The organism is Corallococcus exercitus, assembly GCF_003611585.1.
Lineage (GTDB): Bacteria > Myxococcota > Myxococcia > Myxococcales > Myxococcaceae > Corallococcus > Corallococcus exercitus.
The window spans coordinates 1-13,353 of the sequence record NZ_RAVW01000261.1 but is presented as its reverse complement, the minus strand read 5'-3'; the positions used below and the strand labels follow the sequence as shown (position 1 = coordinate 13,353).

Sequence of the window (13,353 nt, the reverse complement as noted above, 5' to 3'; positions counted from 1 at the left end):
GGGGAGGTCGCCGCGGGGGCGGCGCGGCCTCAGGTCTGCAGGTTCATGGACAGCGAGCGGCCGGCCGCGAACCGGGGCTCCGACTGGAGCTTCTCCAGCACGCGGTCCGAGGCGACGAGCGTCACCTGGGGCAGCAGGCCCGGCTCGCTCATCCACTTCACCGCGCCCAAGAGGTGCTGGGCCTTGATGAACTCCAGGACGGCGCCATGGAAGGCCTTGCCCTCCTCACGCCACTCCTGGGCCAGCTCCGCCCGGCCACGCGTCACCTGGGGCTGGGGCGCCTTGGGTGCACCGGGGGCCTTGGACGCCTTGTCCGTACGCCGCTTCGGGGACCTGTCGTCTTCACGGGGCAGGACGATGATTTCGAGGAACATCGCGGCACCCTCCTGAAGGCAAGAACTGCGAAGTGGCGCGGACTATCGCATGAAGCTGCGTCGTCCCGCCGCCAGGTGCTCACGCTTTTGTGGTGGGTTGCTGCCGCTTTCACGACTTCCCGGGCGCATGCGCCTTGACATGCGTGAATTGCCGTTCTGAAGGTCGCGGGTCCGCTGGTTGCCGGACAGACGCGCAGCAGCGAAATCACGGAGGGCAGACCATGGAATTGCACCACGGCCGCATGTTCGACCACGTCCACCTCCAGGTCCGGGACCTGGAGGCGAGCAAGCGCTTCTACCGCGCGGTGCTGGAGGTGATGGGCATCCCGGTCTTCAACGAGAGCGAGCGGCACCTCGCCGCGGACGAGCTCTTCATCAGCAACGACCGCGAGCCCACCGCGCGCGTGCACCTGGCCTTCCAGGCGAAGGACCGGGAGATGGTGCACCGCTTCCACCAGGCGGCGGTGGCCGCGGGCGGCCGTGACAACGGCGCCCCCGGGGAGCGCTCGTACCACCCGGGGTACTACGCGGCCTTCGTGTTGGATCCGGACGGAAACAACATCGAGATGGTCCACCACGGGCCGGCGAAGCGCTCGGCGCCGTCCGTCGTGTACACCTGGTGACGGCGGCCGCGTGAAAAGGCACGGGGGCCCCCGGGATGACACCCGGGAGCCCCCATGGAACGGCGAGCGGCGCGACGGCTAGCGCGCCGTCAGGGCCCGGCCCCGCACCTGCTTCGCGGACGGGGCGGTGGGGTTGGCGGCCACCGCGGACGTGACGCTGAACACCAGGTCGTCACGGTCGTTGTAGCTGCCGGCCACGCACGCGCTGGTGGGCGTGCTGCTGAAGCGGAACTGCGCGCGCACGGCGTGCTGGCCGGTGGTGCTGCCCACGGTGACGGGGAAGGAGAACGTCTTCAGCCCCACCGCGGTGCAGGCCTGGGCGGTGCTGATGGCCGTCCACGAGGGCGTGGCGGTGTTCGTCGTGTAGTACAGGTCCAGCTGGTCGCTGGTGCCGTAGCACCACACCGTCACGTCCACGGTGAGCTGCTTGCCCGGGGTGATGATGCCCTGGTCCACCGTCTTGAGCACGATGCGGTCGATGCTCTCATCCGAGTGGTAGGTGCCGGTGGAGCCGTCCGCGCAGGTGGCGCCCAGCGTGTTGGGCTGGTTGGGCTCCACGCCGCCGGACACCGTGCCGCGGCCGTTGACCAGCGTGGGGCCGGTGTCGCAGCCGCACACGGAGCCGCACGCCGGGGTGCGCAGGTTCGCGTTGTACGTGGCCACGGTGGGCGTGCACACGTTGGTGGTGGTGAAGCTGAACGCGGTGCTGTACGCGCTCGCGCCGCAGCTGTCGGTGGCCCGCGCGCGCCAGTAGTACGCCGTCAGGTTGGACAGGCCGGGCGTCACGTTCCACGCGCTGGAGGACAGGCCGGTGGCGCTGCGCACCACGTTGGTGAACGCGCTGTCGGTGGCCACCTGCACGTCGTAGGCGGCCGCGCTCGTCACGTCGGACCAGTCCAGCGCCGGGGCCAGGGCGACGCCGGTGGCGCCGTTGGCGGGCGAGGACAGGGTGGGGGCCGCCAGGTTGACGCAGCCGCGCGTGGTGAAGCTGCGCGCCGCGCTCCAGCCGCTGGTGCCGCCGCACGAGTTGAGCGCGCGCACGCGCCAGTAGTACGCCGTGTTCGCCGTCAGGCCCGGGGCCACCGTCCAGGTGCTGGCCACGAGCGAGTTGGCGCTGCGCACCACGTTGGTGAAGGCGCTGTCGGTGGCCACCTGGACCTCGTAGCCGGACACGCCCGTCACGTCCGCCCAGTCCAGCACCGCGAGCAGCTCCACGCCGGTGGCGCCGGAGGCGGGGGTGGACAGCGTGGGCGCGCCGGGCGCCGCGCAGGTGGGCGTGGTGCAGGTGCAGGCGGACGCCTGGCCGAAGCACGCGTTGCTGCTCGCGGGCACGACCGAGTAGCAGTACTGGCGGCCGTTGGCGACCTCCGGGTCCGTGTAGCTGGTGCCGGTGACGGTGGCCACGCGCGCCTTGCCGAAGTCACAGCCCGCGAAGCCCTCCGTCTTCATCACCCAGTACTGGCTGGCGCCCGCGGAAGCGGTCCACGACAGGCTCACCTGGCTGTCGCCCGGGGTGGCCGTGGTGGTGGGGGCCGCCGTGGGGCCCGCCGCGCAGCCGCCGTTGGTGGGCGCGGGCGTGGAGCAGGCGATGTTGTGGCGGTTGTACGCGGCGTAGATGGCCGTCATGTGCGGCGTGCCGTCCGCCAGGTTGCCGTTGTCGTCGTCCGCGGCCAGCCACTGCATGTAGCCGTTCGTCGCGCCGCAGCCGTCGGACGTGCCGGCGGTGCAGTTGCAGGCGTGCCACGTGCCCACGTTGCCGGAGCCCTGGTAGAAGAGCTTGTTGCCCAGCAGGAACGCGTCGTTGGAGTTGTAGTTGAAGGGCGCGGCGGTGAGGTCGCGCGTCACCAGGTCCCACGCCGCCTGGCGCACGGGGGACGCGGCGCAGTGCACCTGCTTGCTGCACGGGCCGGAGCCGGACGAGCACATCTTGCAGGTGAAGTTCTGCGGTGTGGCCGGGATGTTCGGCGCGCTCGCCGCCCAGTCCGCGTCGCGCACACCCGAGCAGCGCAGGTTGCACCAGGACTGGCCCGCCACCTGCGACTCCTGCTGGTTGTAGCCTGTGCCGTCCGGCGTGAGGCCACAGCCCGTGTCCGTCGTCTGGAAGAAGCCGTAGCCCACGCAGGACGTCTGCAGGCGCAGGATGCCCGCGATGTCCGCGTAGCCCTCGCTGGAGTTGGACAACGAGCCGTTGGCGTCGAAGTTGTCCATGCCGTGGCCCCACTCGTGGTCGAACACCGCGCCAATCTCGCCGGTGTTCCGGCAGCCGCCACCGGACTTGTAGAAGTTCACGGTGCTGCCGTTCCAGAACGCGTTGCACGTGCTGGACAGGTTCACGTTGGACGTGAGCTGGCCCTGCAGCCAGGTGTTGGAGGGCAGCCAGCCACGGGCGACCTCCTTGATCTTGTTCAGCTCATAGAAGCTGGAGCGCGCCGCCGGCGTGTTGCCGGGGGACGTGCCCGCGGGCACCGTGCAGTCGTGGTCGTTGTTCACGCCGCCCAGGTCCAGACTACCCGTGGCGGAGCTGACGTTCACGGCGCCGCAGCTGTCGGCGATCTTCACGTACTTGCCCGCGAGCGTCGTGGAGACGCTGCCGGTGCTGTAGTTGTAGATGCCCGCGCCGTCGGTGAAGTTGTCGGGCGCCGCGAAGCCGGTGTTCGCCCACGGCATGGGGGTGCCGGGCTGCATGGTGCCGCACGTCTCCTTCGACGTGCAGGTGCCGATGTTGGTGGACGGGTACACGCCGCCCTTCACCTGCGCGTCGAAGTAGTGGTTGTCGTCCTCCACGGCCAGCACCTCGCCGGAGTTCGCGTCCACCGTCACCTTCCAGCGCTCGTGCTCGCCGGGGTTGGAGAAGCCGTAGCTCCACACCAGCGCGTGGCCATAGCCCTGGCCGAACGCCGCGCCCGTGCGCGCGTAGGGGGTCACCTCCAGCGTGGGCTGCTGCCACAGGCTGGTGGGTGACAGCGTCTGGCCCAGGAACGAGCTGCCCGCGGTCAGCGCCTGCGACGCGCTGAACGTGGGCTTCACGTCGATGCCCACGTTGGCCCACGCCTCCGTGCCCAGGAGGATGAGGTTGCCGTGGCTGATGGTGGCCGCCAGCCGGCCGTGCCGCACCGGCACGCCGTTGACCACCTGCGGGATGTGCACCTGCCACAGCGAGTCCGTCACCTGCGTCACGCGCGGCGCGCCCAGCTGCAACAGGTCCACGCCCAGCGCGTCCTGGTTGTCCGCGACGAACTTGAAGACGAGCTCGCCCACCACCGACTCGTCCACGCCGCCCACCGAGCGGCCCAGCCCCTGACGGACGTCGTCCAGGCTGACGTTGTTGCGGAAGCCGTCACCGGGCAGCAGCGGGAAGCTGCCCTGGATGCCGGTGGGCATGCCGGACAGCGGATCCAGGTACACCTGCACGGTGCCGCCCGTGCGGGAGAGGAACTTCGTCCACCGGTCCGCGCTCACGCGCGGCATCAACGTGCGCGCCTTCTCCAACGGCACGTTCTGGATGGGCAGGTACAGCTCCGGCTTGAAGAAGGCCTTCTTCGCCACCGCGCCCTGCTGCGCGGGCTGGGAGGGTTGGAATGCATACGTCGTGGACGACACCAGGAGGGCCAGACAACACAACGCGGACCGCAGGGGGCGCATGTACGTCTCCTCGGGTGATGCCGCCGGACGGGACCGGCGGGCTCCGGGGCGGAGCGCTCCCTGCTTAGGTCAGATGCTTTTTAAAAATGAATTGCGGCTATTCCTGAGTAACTTCGATTTAAAGAATATGAAGTGAAATCATGGGCTTGCAGTGTTTACTTCAGGGCTGGGGCCAGAGCCGGACGCGGTCGTCCTGGATGAGCTTGCCATTCACCGCGTCGGTGGTGCCGCTGGCCATGAAGCGGCGGGGCGTCTCGCGCGTGGCGACGAGCGCGGCCTCCGCCCACACCAGCAGGAGCAGCGCCCCGGCGAGCGCGGGCAGCCTCCGGGCCACGGCCGCGTGGCGCTCGCCCAGGACCTTCAGCGGCAGCACCAGCAGCGGCAGGAGCGCGGGGAAGACGACGAGCAGCCCGCGCGCGTAGCCGAAGAAGGCGAGCGTGACGAGCACCCGGTGCAGCACCACCAGCGACAGCAGCCGGAAGGGCGCGTGCGCGGGCCGCGGCGACAGCAGCATCCCGGCGAGCAGCAGCGCCGCCAGCGGCCACTTGAGCCACGCCGCGTCGGGAACGAACACGTCCACCGGGGCGCGCTCGCCGGTGAGGCCCCCGGGCACGTCCGACACGCCGATGCCCAGGCGCAGCCCGTCCAGCCACAGGTCCAGCTTCGTCCACAAGAGCCGGGCCGCTTCGCCGGGCGCGTCCACCATCCAGCGCAGCCCCTGCGCGTAGCCGTGCAGCAGCAGGTGCCGGTGTTCCGGGCGGGAAGGGTCCAGCTGGCCGTTGCTGCCGCCCTGGTTGATCAGCGCGGGCGTGAAGCCGCCGGTGGCGCCCGCGTGGTTCGCCATCGCGAAGTTGAGCGGCCCGTACACCGTGACCGGCACCCACTCCGGCAGCGGCTCCAGGTGCGGCGCGCGCGCGTTCAACTGGCGCATCGTGTCCAGGTTGCGCAGGGCGGAAGGCACGAGCAGCAGCAGCGACACGCCCACCGCCGCGCCCCAGCGCAGGGCCCACGGCGTCAAGCGGCCCGTGCGCTCGCGCGCGGTCCACGCATACACGAGCAGGAACGGCCACAGCCCCAGGTGCTCCGCGCGGGTGAGCGTGCCCAACCCCATCACCGCGCCCAATCCCAGCACCTCGGCTCGCGACGGCGCCCGGCCGTCCACGCGCAAGCCCAGCGCGCAGGTGAAACACAGCCACAGCGCGGACAGTGTTTCATTGCTGTACGTGGTGGAGAGCACCAGCCACCCGAAGCTCGTGGCGTACAGGCCCGCCGCCACGAAACTCCAGGCCGTCCCCAGCAGGCGCCGCCAGAAGCCCTGGCAGAGCGCCACCGTGGCCGACCCCAGACAGGCGAGCGCCAGCTTGTACGGCAGCGCGCTGCCCCGGGGCTCCCCCAGCACCCGGTAGAGGAACCCCAGCAGCGCGGGGAACAGGGGCGGGTGGTAGGGCAGGGCGGCCGGACCCTCGCGGCCCCGGGCCAGGTCCAGCGCGGCGGTGTGGAAGAAGCGCGCGTCGCCCGCGAAGAAGACGGAGAAGGGCCAGTCCCGGTCCGGCGAACCCGCCAGGTACAGCCCACGCAACAGCAGGCTGGCGGCGAACGTGGCCGCCATGCCCCAGGCCGCCGGGTGCCGCCGGAAGGCATCTGGCAGGGAAAGCGGGGCCACGGGCTCCTCCGGAGGAGAAAGGCGCCGCACTCTACATTGGCCCGCGCGCTCCGGCCGGGGGCTGGGGTATGGACGGGGTGCGTCAAAACGGGAGGACGTGCATGAGCCGCGTGCTGGACGAGCTGTTGGGGCTCCTGAAGCTGGAGCCCATCGAGGAGAACCTGTTCCGTGGCGCCAGCCAGGACCTGGGCTTCCGCCAGCTCTTCGGAGGGCAGGTGCTGGGGCAGTCCGTGTCCGCCGCCAGCCAGACGGTGGAGGCCGCGCGCACGGTGCACTCGCTGCACGGCTACTTCCTGCGCCCCGGGGACGCGGGCCTGCCCGTCGTCTACACCGTGGACCGCGTGCGCGACGGCGGCAGCTTCACCACCCGCCGCGTGGTGGCCATCCAGAAGGGGCAGCCCATCTTCACGCTGATGGCGTCCTTCCAGGGCGACGAGCCGGGCTTCACGCACCAGGCGACCATGCCGGACGTGCCGCCCCCGGAGTCGCTGCCCACGGACCTGGAGCTGCTGGGGCGCCACGCGGGCCGGATGTCGGAGCGGCACCGGGAGAAGTTCCTCTCCGCCAAGCCCATTGAAATGCGCCCGGTGACGTACGTGGACCCCTTCGAGCCGTCCGCCGAGCCGCCCGTGAAGCACGTCTGGTTCCGCGCCGACGGCGCCATGCCCGACGAGCCCCAGGTGCACCGCTACGTGCTCGCGTACGCCAGCGACTTCAACCTGCTGGGCACCGCGCTCCAGCCGCACGCGCTGACGTTCCTCAAGCCAGGCTTCCAGATGGCCAGCCTGGACCACGCGCTGTGGTTCCACGGCGACCTGAAGGTCAACGACTGGCTGCTCTACAGCATCGAGAGCCCCTGGGCCGGCAACGCCCGGGGCCTGGCGCGCGGGCACGTCTTCACCCGCGACGGGCGGCTCGTGGCCTCCGTGGCCCAGGAGGGCCTGCTGCGCCAGCGCACGGACGCGCGTTAGCGGGGACGCTAGAAGCGCGCGCCCCGGAGGACCTGGGGCCGGGGGCCCAGGTCGATGACGCCGCGGTCGTCGTTGTCCGAGCCCGTGGTGGGCTCGAAGAGCATGCCCACCGCCACCAGCGAGCCCAGCAGCACCGCGCCAATGGTGCCCGTCAGGATCAGCGTCTTGCCCAGGCTGAACTCGCGCAGCCGGGCGTGGTCCACCTCCGTCAGCGGCACCACGAGCGCGGGCGCGGCGGCGCCGGAGGAGGAGCCCTCCAGCGGCACGCCCCGGAAGCGGTCGGCGTCCACGCCCACCTCGATGAAGCGCTGGAATTCCACGTCCGCCTGGGCGGAGCCCCGCGCCAGCGCCAGCGGCGTGTCGGAGGTGAAGTGGTGCGCCTTGCCCTCCACGTCCAGCACCGTGCGCCGGCGGTCGTTGGGGCGGTTGAGCATCACGTCGCCCAGCTCCCTCAGCAGCGCCGCGTTGTCGTCCTTGAAGCCGTCCAGCCGCGCCAGCTCCGGCTTGGGAATGGCGTAGGTCGTGGTGCAGGACGCCAGCAGGGATACGGCGGTCAGCGCGGCGCACAGACGCATGAGACGGCTCCTCGGGATGGGCGGTGAAAGCCTATCCCGGGGCGTGCCCCGGCGCCTACCGGGGCACGCGGCCGGTGTTTCACTTCAGCTGGTAGTTGCCATCCAGCACGTCCGCCTTCGTCCGGCCCATCACCCAGCCGTCGTGGTAGACGACACCCACCGGCGCGACGGTGTCATTCCGGTACAGGCCGATCTTCAGGTAGTTGAGCATCCCGGAGTACTGCGTCGCGATGTATCGCTTGGGCAGCACCAGGTTGCCGTCGTAGTACAGCTCCACGAAGCCCACGGTGGCGTTGGGCGACCACTTCACGTGGAAGATGAAGTCATGCCACGCGTTGCGCACCAGCGGCGTCTTCCAGACGATGACGCCCGGGTCCCCGCCGATGTTGAGCCGCATCTCCTCGCCATAGACGTAGAACTCCACCGGCGGTGAGCCGCAGCAGCCGTCGTGGTGCCACTGGGTGAAGAGCTGCCACGTGTTCACGCTGGGGAAGTCCGGCGCGAAGCGCGTGCTCCAGCGGTACCAGTACTCGGAGCCCGCCGCCTCCTTCGTCTGCTTGAAGAGCTCATTGCGGTTGCCGCTGGAGTTGATGGGATCATCGCCCTGCTTCACCGTGGCCTTGAGCGCGAAGCCGCCCTCGCGCAGCGGCGACGAGACGACCTGCAGCCGGTCCGCGGACATCATCTGCGTGCCGTCCCACTGGCTGCGGTCGCCGGACTCGAAGTCGCCCCGCCACACGATGCCGCCCGGGGTGGGATTCGTCGTCGTGCCGGAGCACGGACGCGCCTCCGCGATGCTGGCCCAGTCGTTGAGGGTGTTGCCCTGCACGGTGACGCGCACCCGGCGGGCGCTCACCGGCGTGAAGGTGTACGTCTCCGCCGCGGTCGTCGTGCCCTGGCTCTTGCCGCTGTACACCTGCGTGTAGGTGTAGCCGTCCGGAGACACGGAGATGGTGAACGTGTTCACCCGCGTGTCGCCCTGATGCCAGGCCAGCGCCATCCCGCCCAGGCCCTTGGTGGCGCCCAGGTCGAAGTCGATCCACTGGCCCTTGCCCAGGCTGCTCCAGCGCGTGGTGAGCTGGTCATCCAGTGTATTCGCCGCGACGCTGCCGGTGCCGTCGTCGCCGCTGGCCTTCACGCTCGCGGGCGTGAGCTGCGTGCAGCCGGTGGTGGTGAGGTCCTCGCCGGACGACTCGAGCGCCGGCGGGCGGTCCATATCCGGAAGGGAACCATCCGGAGCGCCACAGCCGACAGCGCCCAGGACGAACAACGTTTCAACCAGGAGGAGGGTTTTCTTCAAGGGGGTGGCCCAGGGGGAAAGGACAGGCAGTGAAAAGCCATGCTCCAAAGACAGGAGGCGGAGCACGGCCGGGGAATGTCTGGCTTTACGGCGGGGCAGTCCCCTCTCGTGCTCCCGGACCTGTGCGACAGGGCCGTGTCGACGGGAGGAGAAAGACAGCGTGACGTGTGTTTGAGTGCTCCATCCGGCAGCGCAGGAAAGGCTGCCGTGCTCCAAGGTGACAATCGGAATATCGAAGTTCTATTTCGAACACAAGCGACGTTGAGCCCGCTTGCATGCTGGGCAGGTTCAGACCCAAAAGACAGACATCAATTTCAGACGTCCCGGTTGGAATCCTTCAACCCACCGGCAGGGGCGATACGGCGTGTCTCGTGGGAGGCGTACCGCCGGAGCACGGCCCGTTCACGCCGCAGGCTGTGGTGCGGTGTGGGAACACGCGCGCCGCGTTCCGGGCAGGGCATTTCGGACCCGTGTCCAGTTGCGACGTGGGCGGGGGACACCCCTTTGCCGCCGACTTGCGATGACGGAAGAATCAGGCAGAACCCCTCCTGAAATGTCCGTGGACTTCCAGGAAGCCCGCCGCGCCGCGGCCATGAGGCCGGTCGAGTGACGCACCCCATGACGCGCCCCGCGTCCGAGCAGGTGGCTCGGAGTGAGCGCAAGCCGCTGTACGTGAAGGTGGTGACCCAGCCGGCGCTGCATGGCTGCTGGTCCGTGAACATCAGCGAGACAGGCATCGGGCTCATCGCCACGCCGCGCCGGCCGTCGGAGGGCCCGCACGAGAACGAGCCGGTGGAGATGGCCTTCTCGCTGCCGGACACGGGCGCCCACGTGCGGGTGCACGGCGTGGTGCGCTGGCGCCACGACACCGCGGGCGGCGGGGGCACCGTGGCGGCGCTGGGCATCAGCTTCGGCGCCTTCGACGCGGCGGACGGCGTGAAGCTGGCGCGCTACCTGGCCACGTCCCACCTGCAGGTGGTGGCCGCCTTCGCCTCGGACGATGAGTCCCGCGCGGTGCGCCAGTCCCTGGACGGCGTGGCCACGCCGCACTTCGCCGCCACCGCGGAGGACGTGCACGCGCTGCTCACGCGCGGTGACATGGCCGCGCTCCTGGTGTGCGGCCAGGACGAGTCGCGGGCGCTCGCGCTGGTGGAGTCCCTGGCGGAGCTGCGCGCGGAGGTGGACCCCTCGGGGGCGGGGCCGCCCAGCGACCTGGCCTCGCGCATCGTCTACTGCGCCCCGGCGGCCCCGGAGCGGCTGGTGGCCCTCTTCAACACCGGCCGCATCTACCGGGCCCTGGGGCCGTGGCCGGACCCGGACACCATGCGGGAGGCGGTGCTCCAGGCGGGGCGCGAGCACGGCTTCCGCACGGAGCAGTGGCGCATGGCGCTGGAGCTGGAGCGCAACCTCATGCGCGAGCGCGCGCTGGCCCAGGCCCCGGTGGGCGGCCCGGGGCGCCACGGGGAGGACGTGGGCTTTCGCAGCCCTCCCATGCAGCGGGTGATGGAGATGGTGCGCCTGGTGGCCCCCCACCGGGTGGCGGTGCTGCTGCAGGGCGAGACGGGCACCGGCAAGGAGGTGCTGGCGCGCATCCTCCACCGGCTCTCCGGCCGGGGGGACCTGCCGCTCGTCGTGCAGGACTGCGGCGCGCTCACGGAGACCCTGCTGGAGAGCGAGCTGTTCGGCCACGTGAAGGGGGCCTTCACCGGCGCGGTGTCGGACCACCCGGGCCTCTTCGTGCTGGCCAACGGCGGCACCATCTTCCTGGACGAGATTGAAAACACCACGCCCAACCTCCAGGCGAAGCTGTTGCGCGTGCTGGAGACGGGCGACATCCGCCCGGTGGGCGGCACCCAGGTGCGGCACGTGGACGTGCGCGTGGTGGCCGCGAGCAACCGGGACCTGGGGGAGGAGGTGCGCGCCGGCCGCTTCCGCGCGGACCTCTTCTACCGGCTCAACAGCTTCACCATCGACATCCCGCCCCTGCGCGAGCGCCCGGAGGACATCCCGGAATTGGCGCGCGCGTTCGTGGAGCAGTTCAACCGCACCCTCAAGCGCTCCGCCACGGGCGTGGCGCCGGACGCGGATGAGGTCCTGCACGGCTACGGCTGGCCGGGCAACGTGCGCGAATTGCGCAACGTGGTGGAGCGGGCGGTGCTGCTGTCCCGGCCCGGGGAGATGCTCACCCGGCGCCTCCTGCCGCCCGCGCTCCTCAACAACACCGTGCCCCGCGCGGACCCCACGGGGGACGGCTCGCTCCGGGCCCGGCTCCACCAGGTGGAGCGCGAGCTCATCCGCGAGGCCCTGGAGCGCCACGGCGGCGTCCTGCGCCGCGCGGCCGTGGCCCTGGGCATGGACCCCGTGACGCTGGGCCGCAGGGCCCGGCGCCACGGGCTGTGGAAGGCGGAGTAGTCCCCGCCGTCCGGTGTGCCCCCTTCAGTGCGCCTGCACCCAGTGGAGGATGGGCTGCCACACGCGCACGCGCGCGTCCCGGGCGAGGAACAGGTCCGCGTGGCCGAAGTCCAGCGCGCGCTCCGACTCCAGCCGGCTGCGCACGATGAGGTGGGTGACGTCCGTGCTGCCCAGCAGGCGCGTGGAGTACTCCCCGTAGCGCCCCACGCCGCCCGCCGCGCCCACGTACAGCACCGGCACCTTCACGTCCTGCAGGTGGTCATCGAAGGGCACGTCCAGGCCGCACAGCTGCTTCTCCGTCTCCACCACCTCGTTGAGGCTCTGGTAGGGCACCGCCAGCTGGAGGTAGTCGAACAGGGTGGGCTCCGGCGTGAAGGCCGTCCTGTCCGGCAGGCCGGCGGCGTCCGGCACGCTGCCCGCCAGGTGGTAGCCCGGCGTCAGCGGCTGGAGCGGCGCCAGGAGGGCCCCGGTCTGCCCGGCGGCGATGACGGCGAACTTCCGGTTGGTGGGCCGGGCCGGCGCCGTGAGCCCCGTCGCGGCGAGCGGGGAGGGCGAGTTGGGCGCCTGGGTCGCCAGCTGGCCAATGAGCCGCACCGGCGTGCCCGGCGCGGGCCCCAGCAGGCCACCCTCCGTGCGCCCCTCGTCGCGGGCGGCCTGGAGCGCCTCGTACCGTTCACACGCCCACTGCCGCTGCTGGGCCGCGTCCGGCCCGAAGCGCACCGCCATGTCCATGGGCACGAAGCCGTCCACCCGGCGCAGGGCGCGCGGACGCTGCGACTCCGCGTCCAGGTACGCGTACCCGATGGTGGCGCCCCGGCTCCAGCCCATGAGGAACATCCGGTCATTGCCGCCGTTGCCGGACAGCCGCCGCACGACGTCCGCCAGCGCCAGGCCCGTGCCCAGGTCCTTCACGTGGCTCTGGATGTTCCAGTCCTTCATATACTGGAAGTCCGTCTCCGCCTCCGGCACGCCCACCCAGCGCAGGTCCAGCCCCCACACGTCCACGTCCTGGCTGGCCAGGTACGCCGCCAGGGAGCGGTTCTCCGGCATCGTGTTCACACAGGTGTTGGTGAGGAACGCGGGCGCGAAGCCCCACAGGTCCCCGTGCACCATGAACACCGCCCGGCTGCTGCGCGCCGGAACCCACGGGCGCCACTCGCGCACCACCCGGTGCACCGTGATGACGTCGTACTTCCCCGTCCCTACCCGCACCTTCCAGGTGTAGTGCGCCAGCCCATCGCCCAGCGCCTCTCGCGTCGTGCTGGAGGCCACCAGGCCCGCCGCCACCAGCGGCCGCGTCCAGACATCCGACTGAACCATCACTTCATGCGCGTCCCCCGACTTCGCGCGCAGCGCCACGAACAACGCCAGCAGCACCCACAGGCTCCACGTCCTACGCATACCGACCTCGACTCGCATGAGGGTCCCCCACGCAGAGAAGCGCAGAGGGCTGACATCCCGCGCTTCCGATGCAGGCCTCCCCAAGAGCACCTTCCGCGCCAGGGGCCAAGCCATTGATTTCATTGGTTCTGCCCCGCAGGGCAGGCTTCATCGATGAAGTCCACCCGGAGCCGCTCTCGGCGCGCTCCGAGTGAAAAACTCGCATCGCCGGGCATACTTCAATGCTGAGACATGCGCACCACGGATGGCGCGGGACCTCTCCGACTGAACGGACACCCCTCCGGCCCGCCAGGGTGTATTTGTTCATTCAATCCAACACATACACCTGAAACAGGCAAGTCCTGGATGATAGGGGAAGACGGCGGGGCAATCGCCCGGGAGGGGTGGGACGG

General features: G+C 70.7%; 9 protein-coding genes. 3 read left to right on the top strand and 6 right to left on the bottom strand.

Annotation, left to right across the window (positions count from 1 at the left end; all coding sequences use genetic code 11):
* Positions 1–29: 29 nt before the first annotated feature.
* The gene (locus D7W79_RS27315; RefSeq protein ID WP_120528331.1) at positions 30–374 is read right to left on the bottom strand and encodes a hypothetical protein; all 345 of its coding nucleotides are present in this window, start codon (positions 372–374) and stop codon (positions 30–32) included.
* Between the two features lie 221 nt (positions 375–595).
* On the opposite strand from D7W79_RS27315, the gene D7W79_RS27310 reads away from it, so the two are divergent.
* Complete coding sequence (locus D7W79_RS27310; RefSeq protein WP_120528330.1) at positions 596–997, top strand: VOC family protein; 402 nt, start codon at positions 596–598, stop codon at positions 995–997.
* 78 nt (positions 998–1,075) lie between these two features.
* Here the strand turns inward: D7W79_RS27310 and D7W79_RS27305 are convergent, their stop codons facing one another.
* Together D7W79_RS27305 and D7W79_RS27300 are read right to left on the bottom strand one after the other, a co-directional pair.
* Positions 1,076–4,639, bottom strand: coding sequence for a fibronectin type III domain-containing protein (locus tag D7W79_RS27305; protein ID WP_120528329.1), 3,564 nt, complete (start codon positions 4,637–4,639; stop codon positions 1,076–1,078).
* 160 nt (positions 4,640–4,799) lie between these two features.
* Complete coding sequence (locus D7W79_RS27300; RefSeq protein WP_120528328.1) at positions 4,800–6,248, bottom strand: ArnT family glycosyltransferase; 1,449 nt, start codon at positions 6,246–6,248, stop codon at positions 4,800–4,802.
* 155 nt (positions 6,249–6,403) lie between these two features.
* Here D7W79_RS27300 and tesB point away from each other — a divergent pair, with 155 nt between their 5' ends.
* A complete protein-coding gene (tesB, locus tag D7W79_RS27295) occupies positions 6,404–7,273 on the top strand; it encodes an acyl-CoA thioesterase II (protein WP_120528327.1) in 870 nt (289 codons plus the stop codon).
* 8 nt (positions 7,274–7,281) lie between these two features.
* On the opposite strand, the gene D7W79_RS27290 is transcribed toward tesB, so the two are convergent.
* Positions 7,282–7,848: a hypothetical protein gene (locus D7W79_RS27290; RefSeq protein ID WP_120528326.1), complete on the bottom strand. Its 567-nt coding sequence runs from the start codon at positions 7,846–7,848 to the stop codon at positions 7,282–7,284.
* Positions 7,849–7,927: 79 nt separating this feature from the next.
* Entirely contained in the window at positions 7,928–9,148 is a 1,221-nt protein-coding gene (locus D7W79_RS27285; protein ID WP_120528325.1) for a heparin lyase I family protein, read from the bottom strand.
* Between the two features lie 618 nt (positions 9,149–9,766).
* On the opposite strand from D7W79_RS27285, the gene D7W79_RS27280 reads away from it, so the two are divergent.
* Positions 9,767–11,560, top strand: coding sequence for a sigma 54-interacting transcriptional regulator (locus D7W79_RS27280; RefSeq protein ID WP_120528332.1), 1,794 nt, complete (start codon positions 9,767–9,769; stop codon positions 11,558–11,560).
* A 24-nt stretch (positions 11,561–11,584) separates the two neighbouring features.
* Here D7W79_RS27280 and D7W79_RS27275 read toward each other — a convergent pair whose 3' ends face one another.
* Positions 11,585–12,961 carry an alpha/beta fold hydrolase gene (locus D7W79_RS27275; protein WP_120528324.1) on the bottom strand — a complete coding sequence of 459 codons (1,377 nt, stop codon included), beginning with the start codon at positions 12,959–12,961 and terminating at the stop codon, positions 11,585–11,587.
* Positions 12,962–13,353: the final 392 nt, after the last annotated feature.